This is a genomic window from Streptomyces sp. NPDC029296 (assembly GCF_055569255.1).
Map to the genome: position 1 here is coordinate 25,466 of NZ_JBVHXT010000024.1, position 21,798 is coordinate 47,263.

Below are 21,798 nucleotides of genomic sequence, written 5' to 3' on the forward strand. Positions count from 1 at the left end.
CGTTGCGCTGAGCGCGCGCTCAGCCCCATGCTACTTATGAGTAACGTAGCTGCACAGCCCTGTACGGGGGAGCGGTGAACGTCACACCTTCGGGGGAGCCGTCGAACCTCTGGGCACCAGCACCGGCGTGGGCACCGGACGGGATTCCGGACCCTCCCCCAGGATCACCCCGAACAGCGTGCGCGCCGCCTCGGCCCCGAACCCGTGCACGTCATGGCTCATCGCCGACAGCGTCGGGTGGGTCAGCCGGCACAGCCGGGAGTCGTCCCAGGCCAGCAGCGACACATCGGAGGGCACCCGCAGCCCCATCCCGGCCGCCACCGCCAGCCCCGCGACCGCCATGATGTCGTTGTCGTACACGATCGCCGTCGGCCGCTCTCCGGGCGCCGCCGTCAGCAGCGAGCGCGTCGCCCGCGCCCCCGCCTCCCCGGAGAAGTCGGTCGCCACCTGCCATACCCCGGCCAGCCCCGCCGCCCGCCCGGCCTCGTCGAACGCCGCCGCGCGGATGCTCGTGTGCCCGAGGGCCGCCGCCCCGCCGACCCGGGCGATCCTGCGGTGCCCGAGCGCCGCGAGGTGGCGCACCGCCTCGCCGACGGCGCTGGTGTCGTCCGTCCACACCGAGGTGAGCCCGCCGGTCAGCGACGGGTGGCCGACGGCGACCGCGGGCAGCCCGAGCCGCCGTACCACCGGCACCCGGGGGTCGTCCGCGCGCAGGTCGACCACGATGGCCCCGCCGATGTGCCGCCCCTGCCACCACGTCCGGAGCAGATCGGCCTCCTCCTCGGGGCTGCGCACCAGCCGCAGCAGCAGCGAGCAGGAGCGCTCGCTCAGCACGCTCTCCACGCCCGAGACGAACTCCATGTAGAACGGCTCAAGGCCCAGCATCCGGGCCGGCCGGCAGATCGCCAGGCCCACCACGTCCACCCGCGCCCCGGCCAGCGACCGCGCGGCGTGGCTCGGCGCCCAGCCCAGCTCCCGGGCCGCCGCGAAGATCCGGTCGCGGGTGGCCTCCGACAGCCCCGGCTTGTGGTTGAGGGCCAGGGACACGGCCCCCTTGGACACGCCGGCGCGGGCGGCGACGTCCTTGATCGTGACGCGGGGAGTCGGGCTCGGGGTCATCGGGCGGGCTCCATGCGGTGCGGCGCGGAACGTGCGGCGAACGGGCCTCAACCGGTCTCTGCCGAAGCGGTCGGCATGCTCGTGACACCCTTGGGCCATGCGGACTTTACCGGTTGAGTGATGTGCTCCCGAAGTGCCGAACCAGCCAACCCCGCGCTGCCCGTCCGTCCGGTCGTGAGCCGTCCCAGGATCTTGGCGTGATCTCGACGTCCCTTTTCCGTATCCGAGGGCCCCGCGGCGCCCACCGGAAGATCACCGGCGACCCGGTGGGGGACCGGCGGCGGTCAGACCTCCTTGGCCGCCAGCGCGTCCACCAGCACCGGCGTCACCAGCTCGATCTGCCAGGCGCGTGCGCCGTACCCCGCGAGCGCGGCCGTCACGGACTCGGTGTCCACGACCTTCGGCGGCTCCCAGCAGATCCGGCGCACCGTGTCCGGAGAGATCACGTTCTCCTGCGGCATGGCGAGGCGCTCGGCGAGGGAGGACACCCCGGCCCGCGCGGCGGACAGCCGGGCCGCCGCGGCCGGGTCCTTGTCGGCCCACGCCCGCGGCGGCGGCGGCCCCGCCACCGACTGCCCGGGCTGCGGCAGCGCGGCCTCCGGCAGCGCCTTGGCCCGGTCCACCGCGGCCTGCCACTGCTCCAGCTGCCGCCGTCCCATCCGGTGCCCGAAGCCGTTCAGCGCGGCGAGGGCGTGCACGTTGCCCGGCAGGGCGAGCGCGGCCTCCACGATGGCCGCGTCGCTGAGCACCTTGCCCGGCGAGACGTCCCGGCGCCGGGCGATCCGGTCCCGGGTCTCCCACAGCTCCCGGACCACGCCGAGCTGCCGGCGGCGGCGCACCTTGTGCATCCCGGACGTACGGCGCCAGGGGTCCTTGCGGGGCTCGGGCGGGGGCGCCGTCGCGATCGCGTGGAACTCCTGAAGCGCCCACTCCAGCTTGCCCTGCCGGTCCAGCTCCTTCTCCAGGGCGTCCCGCAGGTCGACGAGCAGCTCGACGTCGAGCGCGGCGTAGCGCAGCCACGGCTCGGGCAGCGGTCGGGTCGACCAGTCGACGGCGGAGTGGCCCTTCTCCAGGACGTAGCCGAGGACGCCCTCGACCATGGCGCCGAGGCCGACCCGGGGGAAGCCGGCCAGCCGTCCGGCCAGCTCGGTGTCGAACAGGCGGGCCGGGGCCATGCCTATCTCGCGCAGGCAGGGCAGGTCCTGGGTGGCCGCGTGCAGCACCCACTCGGCGTCGGACAGGGCCGCGCCGAGCCCGGACAGGTCGGGGCAGGCCACGGGGTCGATGAGCGCGGTCCCGGCGCCCTCGCGGCGCAGCTGCACCAGATAGGCGCGCTGGCCGTAGCGGTAGCCGGAGGCGCGTTCGGCGTCCACGGCGACCGGGCCGGTGCCGGCGGCGAAGGCGGCGGTGACCCGGGCGAGGGCGTCCTCGTCGGCGATCACGGGCGGAATGCCCTCGCGGGGTTCGAGCAACGGAGTCGGCGCCCCCGTCACAGAAGATCCGGCGTCGTCCGGAGGAGTGCCTCCGGTGGTGCGCAGGGAGCTGTCTGCTGCGGTGTCTTGGGCGTCGGTCACCTGTCAAGGGTATCCGTGTGCGCACGGCGCCCGTCGACGGAACGTTCCGTCGACGGGCGTGGCAGGGGCGTAAACCGGTCAGCGCCGGGGCGGGTCCGGTGCGCCGGAGCGGAGGCGGGACTGCGCCGAAGGGGGTATCGGGTGGGCTCAGTGGATGATGCCGGTGCGCAGGGCGACGGCCACCATGCCGGCCCTGTCCCCGGTGCCCAGCTTGCGGGCGATGCGGGCGAGGTGGCTCTTGACGGTGAGGGCGGACAGGCCCATGGAGACGCCGATCGCCTTGTTCGACTGGCCCTCCGCGACCAGCCGCAGCACCTCGACCTCGCGTCCGGACAGCTCCCGGTAGCCGCCCGGGTGGCTCGGGGCACCCGGGGGGCGGCGGTGCATGCGGGCGGCGCCGAGGGGAGTGGCGCCGGGGCGGGCGGGGAGCCCGATGTTGGTGCGGGTGCCGGTGACGACGTAGCCCTTGACGCCGCCGGCCAGCGCGTTGCGGACCGCGCCGATGTCGTCGGCGGCGGAGAGGGCCAGTCCGTTGGGCCAGCCCGCGGCCCGGGTCTCGGACAGCAGGGTGAGGCCGGAGCCGTCGGGAAGGTGGACGTCGGCGACGCAGATGTCGCGGGGGTTGCCGATGCGGGGACGAGCCTCCGCGATGGACGAGGCTTCGATGACATCGCGCACGCCGAGCGCCCACAGGTGGCGGGTGACGGTGGAGCGGACGCGCGGGTCGGCCACGACCACCATGGCGGTCGGCTTGTTCGGGCGGTAGGCGACCAGGCTTGCGGGTTGCTCAAGGAGAACGGACACCAGGCCTCCTGGGTGGGGGACGGGGCCGGCTTGTGGGGAGGAAGCCGGGACGAACCGTGCTTTCAAGGTCACAGTCGTCTTCGGCAGCAAACTCGTCCGCCTTTAGGGAGTGATCACGATCTAGTGAGTAACAATCTGTGCAATTCGGACACGCGATCGATCATCCGAAGATCGAGTCGGTCCGAGCGAGTGCGATTCGAGTACGGAAAGTGGCCGTATCGACAAAGAGATGGTCAATACGGCGTTTCGTGACGACCCTCACCGGCACCACGGATCCCCCGCGCCGACGCCCCCTGCTGAGGCCACGGCCCCCGCGCCGCCGCCCCCTACCGGGACTGCGGGCCCCTGCGCTGCGGCAGGGTCACCACCGACGCGTCCCCGGGACCGGCCGGCGGCAGGCCCGCGACCTGCGCCAGCAGATCGCACCAGGAGATCAGGTGGGCGGCCGTGTCCGGCGCCCCGCCCGGGCCCTCACGGGGCGTCCACGAGGCGCGGATCTCGATCTGCGAGGCGGCCGGCCGCTCCGCCAGTCCGCCGAAGTAGTGCGAGCCCGCCCGCGTGATCGTGCCGCTCGGCTCGCCGTAGGCCAGTCCGCGCGCCTGGAGCGCCCCGGTCAGCCACGACCAGCACACCTCCGGCAGCAGCGGATCGGCCGCCATCTCCGGCTCCAGCTCGGCCCGCACCAGCGTCACCAGCCGGAACGTGCCCCGCCACGCCTCGTGCCCGTCCGGGTCGTGCAGCAGCACCAGCCGCCCGTCGGCCAGCTCCTGCTCGCCGTCGACCACCACCGCCTCCAGCGCGTACGCGTACGGGGCGAGCCGCTGCGGGGCGGGCGTCGGCTCCACCTCGACCTGCGGCCGCGGCCGCGCCGCGCGCAGCGCGTCGACCGCGGCCCGGAACGCCGGCGGCAGCCCGCCACCCCCCCGCGTCTGAGCGGTGTCCTCCGCGTCGTCCATTCCGTCAGCGCCGTCCGACAGTCGTCCCTGAGCCGCAGCCATGCGGGGAAGAGTAAGGGGAAGCGGGGCTTCGCGCAGGGCAAGACACCCCGCGCCGCCGGTCACCGGTGTCATGCGAGACTTGCCCCGTGACCGCGAACGACACCTCCACGGGCCAGGGGCCCGCAGCCACGTACGACAGCGCGTTCCTGAAGGCGTGCCGGCGCGAACCCGTGCCGCACACCCCCGTGTGGTTCATGCGCCAGGCCGGCCGCTCCCTGCCCGAGTACCGCAAGGTGCGCGAGGGCGTGCCCATGCTGGAGTCGTGCATGCGGCCCGAACTGGTCACCGAGATCACGCTCCAGCCGGTGCGCCGGCACGACGTGGACGCGGCGATCTACTTCAGCGACATCGTCGTCCCGCTGAAGGCCATCGGCATCGACCTGGACATCAAGCCCGGCGTCGGCCCGGTCGTGGAACAGCCCGTCCGCACCCGCGCCGACCTGGCCCGGCTGCGCGACCTCACCCCCGAGGACGTGTCGTACGTCACCGAGGCCATCGGCCTGCTCATCCGCGAGCTGGGCAGCACCCCGCTGATCGGCTTCGCCGGCGCGCCCTTCACCCTCGCGAGCTACCTGGTCGAGGGCGGTCCCTCGCGCACGTACGAGAACGCCAAGGCGATGATGTACGGCGACCCCGAGCTGTGGGCCGACCTGCTGGACCGGCTCGCCGACATCACGGCCGCCTTCCTGAAGGTGCAGATCGAGGCCGGCGCCAGTGCCGTCCAGCTCTTCGACTCCTGGGCCGGCGCGCTGGCCCCCGCCGACTACCGGCACTCGGTCATGCCGGCCTCCGCGAAGGTCTTCGACGCGGTCGCCGGCTACGGCGTGCCGCGCATCCACTTCGGCGTCGGCACCGGCGAGCTGCTGAAGCCGCTCGGCGAGGCCGGCGCGGACGTCGTCGGCGTCGACTGGCGCGTCCCGCTGGACGAGGCCGCCCGCCGCGTCGGCCCCGGCAAGGCGCTCCAGGGCAACCTGGACCCGACCGTGCTGTTCACCGACAAGGACACCGTCGAGGCCAAGGCCCGCGAGGTGCTGGACGCCGCCGCCGGTCTGGAGGGGCACGTCTTCAACCTCGGCCACGGCGTCATGCCGAACACCGACCCGGACGCGCTGACCCGGCTCGTGGAGTACGTCCACACCGCGACCGCGCGCTGACTCACCAGGTGCCACGGGGCCGCGCGCGCCTGCCGAACAGCAGGCCGGGCGGCTCCGGCGGGGGCGGGGTACCGGGCTTGAGCGGCCAGGCGAGCAGCATGCCCGCCACGAAGCCGGCCACATGCGCCGCGTACGCCACCGTGCCCGCGCCGGACACCCCGTGCCCGGAGGAGTACACCGCCTGGAGAGCGAACCAGAACCCGAGCACCAGCCAGGCGGGCAGCCGCAGCGGCAGGAACACCAGGAACGGCACCAGCACCCACACCCTGGCCCTCGGATACAGCACCAGATAGGCGCCGAGCACCCCGGCGATCGCGCCGGACGCGCCGATCAGCGGGTCGGCGGAGGTGTCGTTGAGCAGCGCGAAGCCGTACCCGGCCGCGTAGCCGCACACCACGTAGAAGAGGAAGAAGCGGATGTGGCCCATCCGGTCCTCGACGTTGTTGCCGAAGATCAGCAGGAACAGCATGTTCCCCAGCAGGTGCGGCCAGCCGCCGTGCAGGAACATCGCCGTGAACACCGACAGCGGTGGCGACTTGTCGTAGTCCGGCGGCGCCACGACACAGCCCGGGCCGTGCGGGCCCACGCCGACCTCCCCGGTCGGCACCAGCCGCGGCAGCCGGTCGTGGATCAGCTCCCGGGGGACCGCCGCGTAGTGGTCCATGAAGGCCCGCAGATCGCACAGCTGCGTCAGTCCGGTGCCGCCGGTCACGGATCCGGCCATGCCGGGCGTGGTGAGGAACACCAGCACGTTGGCGGCGATGAGCGCGTACGTCACCCAGGGGGTGCGGCGCACGGGGTTCACGTCATGGACGGGGATGACCACACACCAGGAGTGCCCGCGATCGCGCCCGCGTATCAGCGCGCCCGCCGCGGGTCAGCCCGACCGCACCCGCGACGCGGCCTTGCGCGCGGCCACCAGCACCGGGTCCCACACCGGTGAGAACGGCGGGGCGTAGCCCAGGTCCAGGGCCGTCATCTGCTCCACCGTCATCCGCGCGGTGAGCGCCACCGCCGCGATGTCCACCCGCTTCGCCGCCCCCTCCCGGCCGACGATCTGCACGCCCAGCAGCCGTCCCGTGCGGGCCTCGGCGAGCATCTTGACCGTCATGGGCGCGGCCCCCGGGTAGTAGCCGGCGCGGCTGGTCGACTCGATGGTGACCGTCTCGAACCGCAGCCCCACTCGGCGGGCGTCCTTCTCCCGCAGGCCCGTGCGCGCGATCTCCAGGTCGCACACCTTGCTCACCGCCGTGCCGACGACACCCGGGAAGGTGGCGTAGCCGCCGCCCGCGTTGGTGCCGATGACCTGGCCGTGCTTGTTGGCGTGGGTGCCGAGCGGCACGTACTGCTCCTGCCCGGAGACCAGGTTCAGCACCTCCACGCAGTCGCCGCCCGCCCAGACGTCCTCCCGCCCGCGCACCCGCATCGCCAGATCGGTGAGCAGCCCGCCGTGGGTGCCCAGCGGCAGCCCGGCCGCCCGGGCGAGGGACGTCTCCGGGCGGACGCCGATGCCCAGGACGACCACGTCCGCCGGGAACTCGGCGTCCCGTGTGGCCACCGCCCGCACCCGGCCCCCCTCGCCGGTGAGCACCCCGGTCACCTCGGCGTCGTTGACCATGGTGATGCCGAGGCCCTCCATGGCCCGGTGCACGAGCCGCCCCATGTCCGGGTCCAGCGTCGACATCGGCTCCCGGCCCCGGTTGACGACCGTCACCTCGAAGCCCCGGTTGATCAGCGCCTCGGCCATCTCGACACCGATGTAGCCGGCGCCCACGACCACGGCCCGGCGGCCACGCGTGCGCTCCAGGGTGTCCAGCAGGGCCTGGCCGTCGTCGAGCGTCTGCACCCCGTGCACCCCGGGGGCGTCCGCACCGGGCAGGTCCGGGCGGACCGGCCGCGCGCCGGTGGCGACGACCAGCTTGTCGTACGGGGTCCAGGACTCGGCGCCGGAATCGACGTCCCGCGCGCGCACCCGCTGCCCGGCCACGTCGATCTCCGTGACCTCCGTGCGCATCCGCAGATCGATGTCCCGCGCGCGGTGCTCCTTCGCCGTCCGCGCGATCAGCCGGTCCCGCTCCGGAACCCGGCCGCCCACCCAGTACGGGATGCCGCACGCCGAGAAGGAGGTGAAGTGACCGCGCTCGAACGCCACGATCTCCAGCTCCCCGGGCCCCCGCAGCCGCCGCGCCTGCGACGCCGCCGACATGCCCGCGGCGTCGCCCCCGATCACGACCAGCCGTTCCCTGCCGCCGATGCTCATGGGAACACGCTACGGGCCGCGCCCCGTTCAGTCCCGCCCGCCCCCCGCGGGCCGCTCGCCGGGCTCCGGCGCCGGACGGGCCGACGGCAGCGGGCCGAGCGCGGTCGTCACGGGCACCCGCTCCGCGCGGCGCGGCAGCCGGGGCCGTACGACGCGCAGCCACAGCAGCGCGAGCAGCGCGACGAGGGCCGCGCACGGCAGGGCGGCACCGAGCGCGAGGGCGGTCCAGCGCAGCACGGTGACGCACACCCGCCAGCCGCCCGCGAGCGCGTCCGCGAAGCCCGGCGCGCCGCTACCGGACGCCTCCCGCGCCGGGGCCCTGGTCAGCGACAGGGTGAGGGTGGCCAGGCCGGTGCGGTCCTTCAGCGACGCCTGCCGGGCCAGCAGCGCCTCCAGGTCGGCCTGCCGGCTGCTCAGCTCGCCCTCCAGCGCCACGACGTCGCTCAGCCTGCCCGCCTTCTCCATCAGCGCGCGGATCCGGTCGACGCTGGCCCGCTGCGACCGGATCCGGCTGTCCACGTCCACGACCTGGTCGGTGACGTCCACCGCCTTGGCCGTGCGGTCCACCAGCCGGCCCGCGCCCTCCAGACCGGTGAGAACCTCGTCGTAGCGCTCGACGGGCACCCGCAGCACCACCCTGGTGCGCTCGTGGCCGTCCGCGTCCCGGCGCGTCGTCTCGGCGCCGACGTAACCGCCCGCGTCCTCGGCGGCCGACCGGGCCGCCGCCAGGGCCCTGGGCACGTCCTCGACCTCGACGGTCAGGGACGCCGTGCGGACGACCGCGTCGGGGGCGAGCCGGGGCGTCCCGCTCCCGGCCCCGCCCTTGCCCCGGGCCGGGACCGCCGCGCCGCCGGGGGCGCCCGCCCGCTCGGCCCCGCTGTCGGAGGCGGCCTTGGCGGTGCCGCCGCCGGCGTCGTCCCCGCCGCCGCACCCGGCGAGCGCGAGCGAGGCGGCCAGCAGGATCCCGGCCAGGGCCCGGAGACGACGTGCGGTGCGTGGAGTGCGCATGGCGGTACCCCTCGATGCCGTGGACTGTGACGGTCCTACGACGGCGAGAGCCGCGGGAACGTTCGCCGGCGGCGGTCGCGATGCGGTCACGGCCCGGACGCGGGCCGGACACCGGGCCCCGGCGTCGGTGCCGGCGGGGTCTGAGAGAGTGGGGACATGAGCACAACGGGTAGGGGCCTGGGGCACGTCGTCGTCATCGGGGCCGGCATCGCCGGGCTGGCCGCCGCGCACCGCCTGCTGGGGCGCGGCGCGCGCGTGACCGTGCTGGAGGCCGGCGACCGGGTCGGCGGCAAGCTGCTGCCCGGCGAGATCGCCGGCGTCCGGGTCGACCTCGGCGCCGAGTCCATGCTGGCCCGCCGCCCCGAGGCGGTGGCCCTCGCGCGCGAGGCGGGCCTCGGCGAGGCGCTCCAGCCGCCGGCCACCGCGACCGCCGCGCTCTGGACCCGGGGCGCCCTGCGGCCCATGCCCAAGGGCCACGTGATGGGCGTGCCCGGCACCGCCGCCGCCCTCTCCGGCGTCCTCTCCGACGAGGGCCTGGCCCGCATCGAACGCGACGCCGACCTGCCCCGCACCGAGACCGGCGACGACGTGGCCGTGGGCGAGTACGTGGCGGCCCGGCTCGGCCGCGAGGTCGTCGACCGGCTCGTGGAACCCCTGCTCGGCGGGGTGTACGCGGGCGACGCCTACCGCATCTCGATGCGCTCGGCCGTCCCGCAGCTCTTCCAGGCCGCCCGCGCCCACGCCTCCCTCACCGAGGGCGTCCGCGAGCTCCAGGCGCAGGCCGCCGCGCAACAGCGGACCGGACCCGTCTTCATGGGCATCGCCGGCGGCATCGGGCGGCTGCCGCTCGCGGTCGCCGAGTCGGTGCGCGCCCGCGGCGGCGAGATCCTCACCGGCACCCCCGCCCGCGCACTGCGCCGGGAGCCGGACGGCTGGCGGATCACCGCCGGCGAGCGCGTCCTGCGCGCCGACGCGGTCGTCGTCGCCGTACCCGCCCCGGCCGCCGCCCGGCTGCTGCGCGCCGAGTCCCCGGGCGCCGCCGCCGAGCTGGCCGCCGTCGAGTACGCCTCCATGGCCCTGGTCACCCTCGCCTACCGGCGCGCCGACGCGCGCCTGCCCGAGGGCAGCGGCTTCCTCGTGCCGCCCGTCGACGGCCGCACCATCAAGGCGTCCACCTTCGCCTCCCACAAGTGGGGCTGGATCGCCGAGGAGGACCCGGACCTGGTGGTGCTGCGCACCTCCGTGGGCCGCCACGGCGAGACGGAGATCCTCGGCCGGGACGACGCCGGTCTGGTGGACGTCTCCCGGCACGACCTGCGGGAGGCCGTCGGCCTGGCCGCCGCACCGGTCGCGACCAGGGTCACCCGCTGGACCGACGGCCTGCCCCAGTACCCCGTCGGGCACCACGCGCGCGTGGCCCGCGTCCGCGAGCACGTCGCGAAGCTCCCGGGGCTCGCGGTGTGCGGCGCCCCGTACGACGGCGTCGGCATCCCGGCGTGCATCGCGAGCGCGTACGCCGCGGTGGACGAGCTGGGCGGCGACCGCGACGGTGTGCGGGAACTGACGGCCAACCCGGTGCAGAGCCTGCACGGCGGAGCGGGAGAATAGGGACCATGAGTGACGACGCCCCCATCACCGAGCCCGGCAGGATCCCGAACAAGGGCAAGCTGGCCAAGGACCTCAACGAGGTCATCCGCTACACCCTCTGGTCGGTCTTCAGGCTGAAGGACGTCCTGCCGGAGGACCGCGCCGGTTACGCCGACGAGGTCCAGGAGCTGTTCGACCAGCTCGCCGCCAAGGACGTCACGGTCCGCGGCACCTACGACGTCTCGGGCCTGCGCGCCGACGCCGACCTCATGATCTGGTGGCACGCCGAGACCAGCGACCAGCTCCAGGAGGCGTACAACCTCTTCCGCCGCACGAAGCTGGGCCGCGCGCTGGAGCCGGTCTGGTCGAACATGGCGCTGCACCGCCCGGCCGAGTTCAACCGCTCGCACATCCCGGCGTTCCTCGCCGACGAGACGCCCCGCGACTACGTGAGCGTCTACCCGTTCGTGCGCTCCTACGACTGGTACCTGCTGCCCGACGAGGACCGCCGCCGCATGCTCGCCGACCATGGCAAGATGGCCCGCGGCTACCCGGACGTGCGCGCCAACACGGTCGCCTCGTTCTCCCTGGGCGACTACGAGTGGATCCTCGCCTTCGAGGCCGACGAGCTGTACCGCATCGTCGACCTCATGCGCCACCTGCGCGCCTCCGAGGCCCGCATGCACGTCCGCGAGGAAGTCCCGTTCTTCACGGGCCGCCGCAAGGACATCGGGGAACTGGTGGCCGGCCTGGCGTAGCGCGCCCCGTCACGCGCCTTCGGCGGGCCCGGCCGCCGGAGGCCGGCGCGGCGCGCACGACGCGTGCCGCGCCGGGATGCGGCCCTGAAGCAGATACGCGTCCAGGTACCCGTTGACGCACGCGTTCGGCCCGCCCGCGATCCCGTGCGTCCCCGCGCCCCGCTCCGTCACCAGCGCCGACCCGGCCAGCCGCCGGTTCATCTCCAGCGCCCCCTGGTACGGCGCCGCGGCGTCCCGCTCGGCCGCGAGGATCAGCACCGGCGGCAGCTCGCCCGGCCCGGTCCGCACGTCCAGCGGCCGCTGCCGGGGCGCCGGCCAGTAGGCGCACGGCAGGTTCAGAAAGGCGTTGTCCCAGGTCTCGAAGGGCGCGACCCGGGCCAGCCGGGTGTTGTCGCGGTCCCACACCTTCCAGTCCGTCGGCCAGGGGGCGTCGTTGCACTCGACGGCCGTGTACACCGCCGAGGAGTTCTCCGCCTCGGCGGCCGTCTTCGGGTCCGGCACGGCCAGCCGGATCAGCGGCCTGGCGTCGCCGCGCAGATACGCCGAGAGGGCGGCGGCCCGGCTCGGCCAGTACTCCTCGTAGTACCCGGCGGTCAGGAACGCGTTCTGCAGCTGGCCGGGGCCCACCTTGCCGCCCGCCGCCTTCGCGGCCAGCCGCTCGCGCGCGATGTCGTAGCCGCGCTGCACCCGCGCGGGGGTGGTGCCGAGCCGGTACACGTCGTCGTGCCGGGCGATCCACCGGCGGAAGTCCGCCCAGCGGTCCTCGAACGCCGCCGACTGCTCCAGGTTGCTGCGGTACCAGATCTTCCGCGGGTCCGGGTCCACCGCCGCGTCCAGCACCATGCGCCGCACGTGCGCGGGGAACATCGCCGCGTACAGCGCGCCGAAGTAGGTGCCGTACGAGGCGCCCAGGAAGGTCAGCCGGTCCTCGCCCAGCGCGGCCCGCAGCACGTCCAGGTCCCGGGCGTTGTTCAGCGAGGTGGAGAACCCGAGCCGGCTCCCGGACCGCCGGGCGCAGCCGCGCGCGTACGCCTTCGCCCGTGCGACGCGCTCCCGCTTGTACGCCTCCGACGGGTGCGTCGGCGCCGCGCTGGGCGCCTTGAAGAAGTGCCCCGGGTCCTCGCAGGACAGCGGCGCCGACCGGCCCACCCCGCGCGGGGCGTAGCCGACCAGGTCGTAGGCGGCGGCGATCCGCTGCCATCGCGGCACCGTGCCGACCAGCGGGAAGTACATGCCGGAGGCGCCGGGGCCGCCCGGATTGAAGACCAGGGCGCCCTGCCGGGGGATCCGCCGCTTGCTGTTGCGCGGGTCCTTCTGGGTGGCCCGGGCCCGGCTGACGGTCAGCCTGATCTGTTTGCCGTCCGGGTGGGCGTAGTCCAGCGGGACGCTCACCGTGCCGCACCGCACCCCGGCCGGGGTCCCCGGCACCTCGGCCGCGGGGCACGGACCGAAGTCGATGCCGGCGTCCCGGGCGCGGGCCGCGGCCACCGCGGTGCCGCGCAGTTCGGCGGCGCCGGGGGCGGCCGGGGCGTGCGGGGTGCCGGGCGTGCCGCCCGCCGGGGCCGCGGCCAGGGTGGTCAGGAGCAAGGACCCGGCGGCCGAGTACAGGGCGGCAGCTCTCATCGTGGTATCCCTCCGGTGCGCGGCGGCGGTGGCAGGCTGCCACGGCCCGGCGCGCACACAAGGGATATTTGGTACGGCCACGGGCGCGGCGCAAGCACCGCCCGGGCGGTGTCGGCGCCAATGCTCCCTGTGCGCCCCCGGAGCCCTTCTCGCTCCCGGCGTCCCGGTGCGCGCCGGTCACTCGCGCCAGGGCTGGTCGCGGTGGGTGAAGGCCGCGCGCAGCTCCGGTTCGCCGATCGCGCGGATGCCCCGGACGGCGACGGAGGTGAGGAACGACCGCTCGTCCCCGGCCGGCTTCCCGGCCAGCGGGCGCAGCAGCCGCTGTCCGGCCGGGGAGGCCCAGGGCGAGTAGGGGTGCGCCTCGAAGCGGGCGATGGCCAGGCAGCTCAGGGTCAGCACGAGGGGCAGCGCGAACCAGGCGCCCACCAGCGGGCGCGGCGTCCCGGTGTCGCCGGGCAGCAGCAGGGCCGTCGTGCCGAGCGCGGTCACGGCGAGCGCGGCGGCCCGCACCCGGCGGACGGCGGAGCCCACCGTCGTCCCCGCGCCCTCGGGCACCGCGAGTCCCGCGCGCACCAGGCCGTCGGCCAGGCGGTGCACGGCCTCCGCGCCGGCGGCCCGCGCCCGCGCCGCCGCGATCCGCGACTGGCCCTCGGGGCCTATGGCGCCTATGACGGACCGTTCGATCTCGTCGCGGCCCCGCGGGTCCACGACCGTGGCCCAGCCGGTGTGCGCGAGCAGCAGCCGGCGCTGGCGGGCCAGGGAGACGAGGGTCACATCGGCGACCCGGGCGGGGCCGCCGGAGAGGAACGCGGCCTCGTACAGCGTCAGATCGCGCTCGCCGGCCGTCGGCGCGGCGGGTACGTCCGTCGTGTCCGGTACGTCCGCGCGTACGGCCGCCAGGCAGAGGCGGGCGCAGGCCGTACCGGCGAAAGCCCAGGCCAGGAAGAGGAGGAGGACCCAGAACATGAGCCGTTTGTATGCCAGGGGTCCTGGTGAACACCATGCTCTGTTCACTATGCGGACGCACTGTTGCCGGTATGTGACGTTCCGTTTCTTCCTGGCCGGTGCGGCGAAGCCGAGCGCGGCGAGTCGCGGCGGAGCGGGCATGGCCACGCGCCCGTCCGGGTGCTCGCCGCGCTCGGCTCAGACCCGTCGCCGCAGTGCCCGTGCCAGGAACCCCCGCCTCCTGGGGGCCGGGCCCGCGCGGTCCAGCCACCACTCCCGCAGGGCGCGGCGGCTCCACGCGTCCCCCGGGCGCCCCAGTTTCAGCAGGTGGCCGGCGAAGTCCAGCGCGTCCTGGCGGTAGCCGTCCCGCATCGGACGGCGGCGGGCGTACTCCAGGAACGCCTCCCGGTAGTCCGCCCCGAGGATCACCGGGAGTTCGGGCGCCACCTTCGCCACCACGCCCGCCCGCTTGGCCGCGAGCGCCCGCGCCTGCACCCCCATCCGCACCCGGTCGAACCCCTCCGGCACCGGCGTCCCCGCCACCAGGGACGACAGCACGGCGGTCTGTGCCACCCCGAGCCGCTCGCGCACACCGGCCGCCGACCGCGCCAGGACACCGACGCCCCCGGTCCCGCCGCCCCCGGTCCCGACGCCCCCGGTCCCGCCGCCCGCCGTCCCGCCGCCTTCCGGACCGGCGCCCCCGGCCTCGACGTCCCCGGTCCCGCCGCCCCCGGCTCCGCCGCCGACGGCGCCCCGCACCGCCGCGGTCCCCGCCGCACGCTCCCGGGCGCGTCCGGCCGCCACCGCCTCCCGGATCGAGGCCAGCTCCCGCTCCAGCTCGGCCGGTTCGGGGAAGTTCTCGTCCCGCTCCAGCAGCACTCCCGGCGGTGCGACCCGGGCGGCGAGGCCGGTCAGGATGCCGAGCACCGGGCGGGGCACGGGATGCGCGTGGCTGTCGTGCCAGACGCCGTCGCGCTCGAAACCGCCCGCGACATGGACGTAGGCGATCGCCTCCACCGGCAGCGCGGCCAGCGCCTCGGCCGGGTCCTCGCCCCGGTTGACGTGATTGGTGTGCAGGTTGGCCACGTCGATCAGCAGCCGCACCCCGGTCCGCTCGACCAGCTCGGACAGGAACTGCCCCTCCGTCAGCTCCTCGCCCGGCCAGGAGAACAGCGCGGCGATGTTCTCCAGGGCCAGCGGCACCGGCAGCGCCTCCTGCGCGATACGGACGTTCTCGCACAGCACGTCCAGCGCGTCCCGGGTGCGCGGGACCGGCAGCAGATGACCGGCCTCCAGCCGGGGCGACGCGGTGAGCGGGCCGCCCGCCCGGACGAAGGCGATGTGCTCGGTGACCAGCGGGGAACCGAGGGCCTGCGCCCGCTCGGCGAGCGCCGTCAGCCGGCCCGCGTCGGGGCGGTCCGCGCCGCCGAGGCCGAGGGAGACACCGTGCGGCACCACCGTCACACCGCGCTCACGAAGCCGCAGCAGCGAGTGCGGGAGGTGGCCGGGGCAGACGTTCTCCGCCACGACCTCCACCCAGTCGATGCCCGCCATCGCCTCCACGGCGTCCGCGATCTCCGGCCGCCATCCGATCCCGGTCCCCAGCCGCATGGTGCTCCCCCTCCCGGCCCGCGCCCGTGCGCCGGGCGAGGGGGATATGGCCCCGCCGCGCGGCGGCGAACCCCGCTCCTGACGCGTTCAGAGCAACATTTGAGGTTCCGGCGCACCGGCCCGGGCGGGGCCCGGCCGGTGGTCAGACGCCGGGGCGGCGCAGTGCCGGGTGGCCGGCCACCACCGTGCAGCTGCCGGGGGCGATCTCCGTGAAGCCGGCGTCGCGGACCAGGGGCAGTCCGGCGGCGGTCAGCCGGGCCCAGTCGGCGGGGCCGGCCGTGCGGACGGCCAGCGGGAAGCCCGCGTCCCGCCACGCGGCGCGCTCCGCGCCGGACAGCGCCCACCAGGCCAGCTGGGCGCCGTGCCCGGCCTGCGCCATCGCCTTGCCGGCCGACATCTCCAGGTCCGGGTTGAGCCAGAGCACCGGCTGCGCCGGACCGGCGGCGACGGGCGGCTCGGGGTCGTCCAGCTCGGTGCCCGACACCTGGAGCTTCGCCAGATCCCTGGGCCAGCCGTCCAGCGGGACGGGCGGGAACACCCGCACCTGCGCCGACTTGCCGGTCAGCGTGATCCCGGGGAGTGCCTCGGCGCGCCGCCACTCGGCGCCCCGGGCCCGCCGGACGACCTTCCGGATGCGCGCGTCCTCCCAGTTCCGCACCGCCTCGGCCCACTCCCCGTCGCCGTGCGCACGCTCGTCGGCGAGCAGGACGAGCACGGCCCGCGCGGCCGTCTCCAACGCGTCGGTCCGGGCGGGCGGGGCGCTTCGCTCGATGCGTACGACGAGGGGCAGCACGTACTGCGGTGCCTCGTCACGGGGGCCGGGCTCGGCGCGGAACGGACGGGCGGAGGGGGCGGAATCGTGGCTCACGGGAGCCCAGCCTACGAACCCGCCGGCGCGCCCCTCGAGGCGCGGTCCCGTGACGGCCCGGCACCCGGGCCCAAGAAGCGGGACCGCGGCCCGGGCCGCCGCGTCAGAATGGCCTCCATGCACCGTGACCGTGAGCTGTGCCTGACCGCCGTGGGCCGTCGCTACGGCGTGCGCGGGCCCTGGGTGCTGCGCGGGGTCGACCTCGCCGTCGCCCCCGGCACCCTCGTCCGGATCGAGGGGGCCAACGGCGGTGGGAAGTCCACCCTGCTGCGGCTGCTCGCCCGGCTCGACGCGCCCTCCGAGGGCCGCGTCACCGGCCGGCCGCGCACGGCGTACGTGCCCGAGCGGTTCCCGTCCGCGCTGCCCTTCACGGCCGCCGGCTACCTGACCCACCTCGGCGCCCTCCACGGCCTCGGCCGCAAGGCCGCCGCCCGCGCCGCGCGCTCCTGGCTGGAGCGGTTCGGCGCGGGCCCGTACGCCGGTACCCCGATGGCGCGGCTGTCCAAGGGCGGCAGCCAGAAGGTGGCCGTCGCCCAGGCCCTGCTCGGCGATCCGGAGCTGCTGGTGCTGGACGAGGCGTGGACCGGGCTGGACGCGGCGGCCCGGGCCGAGCTGGACCGGGCGGTGGCCGAACGGACGGCCGCCGGGGGAGCGGTGGTGTTCGTGGACCACGACCCCAGCCGGCTCGCCGGGGCGCCCGACGCGACGTACACCGTGTCCGGCGGCGCCCTGCGCGGCCGTGCCGAAAGCGGTGGTCCGGTGGCCGACGGGCCGGTCACCGCCCTCGTCGTCCAGGGGCCGCCCGGCGGGCGGCTGCCCCCGGAGGCGCTACGGGCCGCCGTCGCCGTCGAGGAGCGGGCCCGCGGCAGCCACCGCCTGACCGTCCCCGCCTCCCACTCCGACGTCGTGCTGCGCGCCCTGCTCACGGCCCGCCCGCCCTGGCACGTGGTGCGCGTCGGCCCCGCCGGCGCCCCGCCGCCCGACCCCGGAAGCCGCCCATGACCGCCCTCCTGCGCTACCAGGCCGACCTGCTGCTGCGCTCCCGGCGCTGGCTGCCCCCGGTGATCCTCTACGCCGCCTTCCTGGCCGTCGGGGTGCGCGGCGGCCAGCCGGTCCTCGACTCGCTCGGGTACAGCGCCGCCTTCCTGCTGCCGGTGGCCGCCTGGCTGGCACGGATCTGCGTCACCGGCGAGCCGCCCGCGGCCCGCGCCTGCGCCGCCGCCGCGCGCGGCCCCGCCCGGGCGCACCTCGCCTGTCTGCTGACCGCGCTGCTCGCGGCCGTACTGCTGGGCGTGGCCGCCACCGTGGTGGTGACCCTGATCAGCGATCCCGCGAGCACCGGTCACCGGGTGCGCGTCCCGGCGACGCGGGCGCTGGCCGCCGGGCTGCCGGCCGCGCTCGCCTGCGCCCTGCTCGGCACGGCCGTCGGCGCGCTCACCGGTCCGCCGGTGCTGCGCTCCACCGGGCGCGCGGTGCCCGCCCTGCTGCTCGGCACGCTGCTCGCGGCGGTGGCGTCCGGCTCCCCGGCGCGGGCCGCCGTCAGTGGCCTGGTCACCGGCTCGGGGACCGGCCGGGCGCCGGTACCGCTGCTGCCGCTGGCGGGTGCGGCCCTGCTCGCGGCCGCCGCCTGTGCCGCCGCGGCCTGGCTCGCCGGCCGCCGGTCACCCTGAGCAGGCGGTGCGCTGGGCCTCCTGCCACTCGCACACCGGGCACAGCGTGATGCCCTTGTACGACTCCGGGTACTCGGTCGGCTCCCGGCACAGCACACAGTCCGCGTACGGCGGGCCGTCGGCCTTCGGGGGCCGGGCCGCGTCCGCGATCGTGCAGTAGTCCTCGTCGTCCATGCCTTCAGCGTAGGACGGTCAGCGGCCGGGGCCCGCCTCGGCGATCAGCTCGGAGACCTTCACGAACCGGTAGCCGCGCTCGCGCAGCTCCGGTACGACCGCGCGCACGACCCGTTCGGTGGTCGGGGCGGCGCTGCGGGTGCAGTGCAGGACGACCACCGAGCCCGGCCGCACGCCGTCGAGCACCTGCCGGGTCACCGCGTCGGCGTCCGTGGCGAACGCGTCGCCGCTGATCACGTCCCACTGCACCGCGGTCACCCCGAGCCCGCTGAGCGCACGCAGCGCCCGCTGGTCGTAGCAGCCGCCGGGGAAGCGGAAGTACGGCATCGGGTGGGATACGCCGGCCGCGCGCAGGGAGGTGTACGCCTGCTCGACGTCCTCCCGCATCCGGCCGGCGTCGACCGTGGGCAGGCCGTAGCAGTCGGCGGTGAAGGCGTAGTGGCTCCAGGAGTGGTTGGCCACCTCGAACCGCGGGTCGCGGCCCAGGTCGCGGGCCTCGGCCGGGTACTGCTCGGCCCAGCGGCCGGTCATGAACACCGTGGCCGGCACCTTCAGTTCGCGCAGCGCGCGGATCAGGCCCGGGTTGTCGAAGTGCTCGCCGGAGGCCGCACGGGGCCCCTGGTCGGCGGTCATGTCGGCGTCGAAGGTGAGCGCGACCGTCCGGCCCCGGGTGCGCGGGCCGTGCTCGAAGACCGGGGTCAGCCCGCCGGGGCCCGGCGCGAGGGCCGGGGGACCGGCGGGCGAGGGGGAGCCGGGGGCGGGGGAGACGGAGGAGGCGGGGCGCCCCCCGCCGGCGGTGCCACAGGCGGTGAGCGCGGCGCCCAGGAGACAGAGGGCGGCGAGACGACGTACGAGTGGGGTCACCGCACATATTTAAGTCTGAATATCGGTTTATATGCTTGATTGGCGTCCGGGAGAGTGGTGCCCTCACCCGTCCGGCGGGCCGCTCCGCGCCGGTCAGTCCAGTTCGCGTCGCTCCAGCGGCTTGACCGCCGGTCCCTGGAGCACCGAGCCGTCCACCGCGAACCGCGAGCCGTGGCACGGGCACTCCCAGGCGCGCTCGGCCCGGTTGAAGGAGACCAGGCAGCCGAGATGGGTGCAGCGGGCGGACACCGCGTGCAGGGCGCCCTCCTCGTCGCGGTGCACGGCGAGCCGCTCGCCGTCGTGGCGGACCAGCGCGCCGTCGCCCGGTGCCAGGTCCGCCACCGAGCCCGGCGGTTTCAGCCGGTCGCCGACGAAGTGCCGGGCCACCTCCGCCTGCGTCTTCAGCAGCGACGGCGCCTCACGGACCACCGACTTCAGCCGGCGCGGGTCGTACAGCTCCCGCCAGACGCAGTCCCGGCCGGTGATCAGCGCCTTCAGCAGCAGCCCGGCCATGATCCCGTTGCTCAGGCCCCAGCCGCCGAAGCCGGTGGCGACATAGGTGTGCCGGGCCGCCGGGTGGAACGGGCCGACCAGCGGGACGGTGTCGGTGGACTCGTTGTCCTGGGTGGCCCAGGCGTGCTCCAGGGTCACCCCGGGGAAGTGTGTCCGCGCCCAGGCGGCGAGCCGGTCGAACCCGGCCTGCGGGTCGCCGGTGCCGGGGGTGAAGTGCTCCCCGGTGACCACGAGCAGCCGCCGCCCGTCCGGGCCGTAGGGGGCGGTGCGCACCGAGCGGGTGTTCTCGTCCGGGGTGATGTACATGCCGTCCGGATCCGGGCCGTCGCCCAGCGGGCCGGCCACGACCAGCTCCCGGCGCGGGGACAGCCGGGTGAACAGTAGGGCCCGGTCGAACAGCGGGTAGTGGGTGGCGATCACCACGTCCCGGGCGGTCACCACGGGACCCGCCGCGGTCGTCAGCCGGCACGGCTCGCCCTCCGTCAGCCCGGTCACCCGCGTGTGCTCGTACACCCGGCCGCCGAGCCGCAGCAGGTCGGCGGTGAGCGCCCGCAGGTACTTGACCGGATGGAACTGCGCCTGCCCCGTCACCCGGACCGCGCCCGCCACTGGGAACGGCAGCCCGGTCTCCGTGGTGAACGAGGCGGGCAGCCCCGCCTCCCGGGCGGCGTCCGCCTCCGCCCGCACCTCGGCCACCCGCGATCCGTCCCGGACATAGGTGTAGGCGTCCCGGGTCTCCCACTCGCAGTCGATGTCCAGCTCCGCCACCAGCTCCGCCGCGTGCTCGATCGCCTCCGACTGCGAACGGGCGTACAGCCGGGCTCCGTCCGGGCCCCGGGTGCGCCGCAGCCGGTCGTAGACCAGGGTGTGCTGCGCGGTCAGCTTGGCGGTGGTGTAGCCGGTGACCCCGGCCGCCGCCCGGCCGGCCTCCAGCACCGCCACCCGCCGCCCGGCCCGGGCCAGCGCGTGGGCGGTGCTCAGCCCGGCGATGCCCGCGCCGACCACGGCCACGTCCACCTCGGCATCCGCGTCCAGGGCGGGGTGGTCCGGCCCCGGAGCGGTGCGCAGCCAGTACGAATCGGTGAGCCTTCGCTGCTCGTGCATGCCCGCCGGGTACCCCGGACGGCCCGGCTCACGTCTGCCGCGCCGGCCGCTCCCGGCGCCACCGTCCTCTCCCGGACACGCGGACGTCCGGCTCCCGCCGGGACCCTCACCGGGGCTGCGGGCCGCCGGCGGCGCCGGTCACGGGGAGCCGGGGCGGTGCGCCGACCGCGCGGTGGGGTTCGTCGCCGGGGGACCGCGAGCCGCTGCCGGCGGGCTGCCTTCCGCCCCCGGTGGGCCGCGGGCCGCTCTCGTCGGCGCGCGTGCCGTCGTCGGCGTCCGGTGGTCCGTCGCCGGTCCGCCGCCGGGGGCCGCCGTCGGTGTGTCCCGCCGCGGGGGCGGGGGCGGGGGCCCGGTCCTGGTCCGGCGGGTCCGGCCGGTTGCCGCGCTCCAGGAAGTGCAGCAGCTCCACCGGGATCGGCAGCACCAGCGTGGAGTTCTTCTCGGCCGCCACCGCCATCACCGTCTGCAGCAGCCGAAGCTGGAGCGCGGTCGGCGTGTCGGACATCTGCTGGGCGGCCTCGGCGAGCTTCCTGGACGCCTGGAGTTCGGCGTCGGCGTTGATGATCCGGGCCCGGCGTTCCCGGTCCGCCTCGGCCTGGCGGGCCATCGACCGCTTCATCGTGTCCGGCAGGGACACGTCCTTGATCTCCACCCGGTCGACCTGGATGCCCCAGCCCACCGCCGGGCTGTCGATCATCAGCTCCAGCCCCTGGTTGAGCTTCTCGCGGTTGGACAGCAGATCGTCCAGGTCGCTCTTGCCGATGATCGACCGCAGGGAGGTCTGCGCCATCTGCGACACCGCGAACTTGTAGTCCTCGACCTTCACCAGGGCGCTCGCCGCGTCGACCACCCGGAAGTAGACCACCGCGTCCACCCGGACGGTGACGTTGTCGCGGGTGATGCCCTCCTGCGCCGGGACCGGCAGCGTCACGATCTGCATGTTGACCTTCTGCAGCCGGTCGACGAAGGGAATGATCAGGTTCAGGCCCGGCGGGCGTACGTCCCCGGTGACCCGGCCGAGCCGGAACAGCACCCCGCGTTCGTACTGCTTGACCACCCGGGCCGCCGACGCCAGGTAGACGACACCGGCGGAGCCCGCCGCCACAACGGCCACCAGAAGGTCCTCGACCATGGTGACCTCCTCGCCCAGAGGTCGGTTTTGTC

Annotated in this window: 20 protein-coding genes; 5 read left to right on the forward strand and 15 right to left on the reverse strand. The window is 75.6% G+C overall.

Annotated elements, in window-relative coordinates:
* Positions 1–81: 81 nt before the first annotated feature.
* From ACZ4W9_RS21615 to ACZ4W9_RS21630, 4 genes are all read right to left on the reverse strand, one after another.
* A complete protein-coding gene (locus ACZ4W9_RS21615; protein ID WP_467938145.1) occupies positions 82–1,119 on the reverse strand; it encodes a LacI family DNA-binding transcriptional regulator in 1,038 nt (345 codons plus the stop codon).
* Positions 1,120–1,403: 284 nt separating this feature from the next.
* On the reverse strand, positions 1,404–2,693 hold the full coding sequence (locus ACZ4W9_RS21620; protein ID WP_467938147.1) for a ribonuclease D: 1,290 nt from the start codon (positions 2,691–2,693) through the stop codon (positions 1,404–1,406).
* 147 nt (positions 2,694–2,840) lie between these two features.
* Positions 2,841–3,497: a LuxR C-terminal-related transcriptional regulator gene (locus tag ACZ4W9_RS21625; protein WP_467938149.1), complete on the reverse strand. Its 657-nt coding sequence runs from the start codon at positions 3,495–3,497 to the stop codon at positions 2,841–2,843.
* A gap of 326 nt (positions 3,498–3,823) precedes the next feature.
* On the reverse strand, positions 3,824–4,495 hold the full coding sequence (locus ACZ4W9_RS21630; RefSeq protein WP_467938151.1) for a DUF3000 domain-containing protein: 672 nt from the start codon (positions 4,493–4,495) through the stop codon (positions 3,824–3,826).
* A gap of 86 nt (positions 4,496–4,581) precedes the next feature.
* Between ACZ4W9_RS21630 and hemE the strand changes: the two genes are divergently transcribed.
* Positions 4,582–5,649, forward strand: coding sequence for a uroporphyrinogen decarboxylase (gene hemE / locus ACZ4W9_RS21635; RefSeq protein WP_467938153.1), 1,068 nt, complete (start codon positions 4,582–4,584; stop codon positions 5,647–5,649).
* 1 nt (position 5,650) lies between these two features.
* Here hemE and ACZ4W9_RS21640 read toward each other — a convergent pair whose 3' ends face one another.
* Genes ACZ4W9_RS21640 through ACZ4W9_RS21650 form a run of 3 tightly spaced genes read right to left on the reverse strand, consistent with a single transcriptional unit; the run spans position 5,651 to position 8,917 of the window.
* Entirely contained in the window at positions 5,651–6,475 is an 825-nt protein-coding gene (locus ACZ4W9_RS21640; RefSeq protein ID WP_467938155.1) for a rhomboid family intramembrane serine protease, read from the reverse strand.
* 51 nt (positions 6,476–6,526) lie between these two features.
* Positions 6,527–7,909 carry an FAD-dependent oxidoreductase gene (locus tag ACZ4W9_RS21645; protein WP_467938157.1) on the reverse strand — a complete coding sequence of 461 codons (1,383 nt, stop codon included), beginning with the start codon at positions 7,907–7,909 and terminating at the stop codon, positions 6,527–6,529.
* A 27-nt stretch (positions 7,910–7,936) separates the two neighbouring features.
* Complete coding sequence (locus tag ACZ4W9_RS21650) at positions 7,937–8,917, reverse strand: DUF4349 domain-containing protein (protein ID WP_467938159.1); 981 nt, start codon at positions 8,915–8,917, stop codon at positions 7,937–7,939.
* 156 nt (positions 8,918–9,073) lie between these two features.
* On the opposite strand from ACZ4W9_RS21650, the gene hemG reads away from it, so the two are divergent.
* Both hemG and hemQ read left to right on the forward strand, forming a co-directional pair.
* Positions 9,074–10,525, forward strand: coding sequence for a protoporphyrinogen oxidase (gene hemG / locus ACZ4W9_RS21655; protein ID WP_467938161.1), 1,452 nt, complete (start codon positions 9,074–9,076; stop codon positions 10,523–10,525).
* A 5-nt stretch (positions 10,526–10,530) separates the two neighbouring features.
* Complete coding sequence (gene hemQ / locus ACZ4W9_RS21660; protein ID WP_467938163.1) at positions 10,531–11,262, forward strand: hydrogen peroxide-dependent heme synthase; 732 nt, start codon at positions 10,531–10,533, stop codon at positions 11,260–11,262.
* A gap of 9 nt (positions 11,263–11,271) precedes the next feature.
* Here the strand turns inward: hemQ and ACZ4W9_RS21665 are convergent, their stop codons facing one another.
* The 4 genes from ACZ4W9_RS21665 to ACZ4W9_RS21680 form a co-directional block, all read right to left on the reverse strand.
* Entirely contained in the window at positions 11,272–12,885 is a 1,614-nt protein-coding gene (locus tag ACZ4W9_RS21665; protein ID WP_467938165.1) for an alpha/beta hydrolase, read from the reverse strand.
* A gap of 177 nt (positions 12,886–13,062) precedes the next feature.
* Positions 13,063–13,851, reverse strand: a complete 789-nt coding sequence (locus ACZ4W9_RS21670; protein WP_467938167.1) for a TIGR04222 domain-containing membrane protein — start codon at positions 13,849–13,851, stop codon at positions 13,063–13,065.
* Between the two features lie 177 nt (positions 13,852–14,028).
* Entirely contained in the window at positions 14,029–15,441 is a 1,413-nt protein-coding gene (locus ACZ4W9_RS21675) for an MbnB/TglH/ChrH family RiPP precursor modification enzyme (protein WP_467938169.1), read from the reverse strand.
* 142 nt (positions 15,442–15,583) lie between these two features.
* Positions 15,584–16,309: an aminoacyl-tRNA hydrolase gene (locus tag ACZ4W9_RS21680; RefSeq protein ID WP_467938171.1), complete on the reverse strand. Its 726-nt coding sequence runs from the start codon at positions 16,307–16,309 to the stop codon at positions 15,584–15,586.
* Positions 16,310–16,426: 117 nt separating this feature from the next.
* Between ACZ4W9_RS21680 and ACZ4W9_RS21685 the strand changes: the two genes are divergently transcribed.
* Together ACZ4W9_RS21685 and ACZ4W9_RS21690 are read left to right on the forward strand one after the other, a co-directional pair.
* Complete coding sequence (locus ACZ4W9_RS21685; protein WP_467938173.1) at positions 16,427–17,311, forward strand: ABC transporter ATP-binding protein; 885 nt, start codon at positions 16,427–16,429, stop codon at positions 17,309–17,311.
* Positions 17,308–17,979, forward strand: a complete 672-nt coding sequence (locus tag ACZ4W9_RS21690) for an ABC transporter (protein ID WP_467938175.1) — start codon at positions 17,308–17,310, stop codon at positions 17,977–17,979. Before ACZ4W9_RS21685 ends, ACZ4W9_RS21690 begins: the two co-directional genes overlap by 4 nt.
* Here ACZ4W9_RS21690 and ACZ4W9_RS21695 read toward each other — a convergent pair.
* The 4 genes from ACZ4W9_RS21695 to ACZ4W9_RS21710 all read right to left on the reverse strand — a co-directional run bounded on the left by ACZ4W9_RS21695 (position 17,971) and on the right by ACZ4W9_RS21710 (position 21,766).
* Entirely contained in the window at positions 17,971–18,153 is a 183-nt protein-coding gene (locus ACZ4W9_RS21695; protein ID WP_467938177.1) for a hypothetical protein, read from the reverse strand. The two genes, ACZ4W9_RS21690 and ACZ4W9_RS21695, sit on opposite strands and share 9 nt — an antisense overlap.
* 18 nt (positions 18,154–18,171) lie before the next feature.
* Complete coding sequence (locus tag ACZ4W9_RS21700; RefSeq protein WP_467938179.1) at positions 18,172–19,017, reverse strand: polysaccharide deacetylase family protein; 846 nt, start codon at positions 19,015–19,017, stop codon at positions 18,172–18,174.
* 93 nt (positions 19,018–19,110) lie between these two features.
* A complete protein-coding gene (locus ACZ4W9_RS21705; RefSeq protein ID WP_467938181.1) occupies positions 19,111–20,634 on the reverse strand; it encodes an FAD-dependent oxidoreductase in 1,524 nt (507 codons plus the stop codon).
* Positions 20,635–20,740: 106 nt separating this feature from the next.
* The gene (locus tag ACZ4W9_RS21710; protein WP_467938183.1) at positions 20,741–21,766 is read right to left on the reverse strand and encodes a slipin family protein; all 1,026 of its coding nucleotides are present in this window, start codon (positions 21,764–21,766) and stop codon (positions 20,741–20,743) included.
* Positions 21,767–21,798 lie beyond the last annotated feature (32 nt).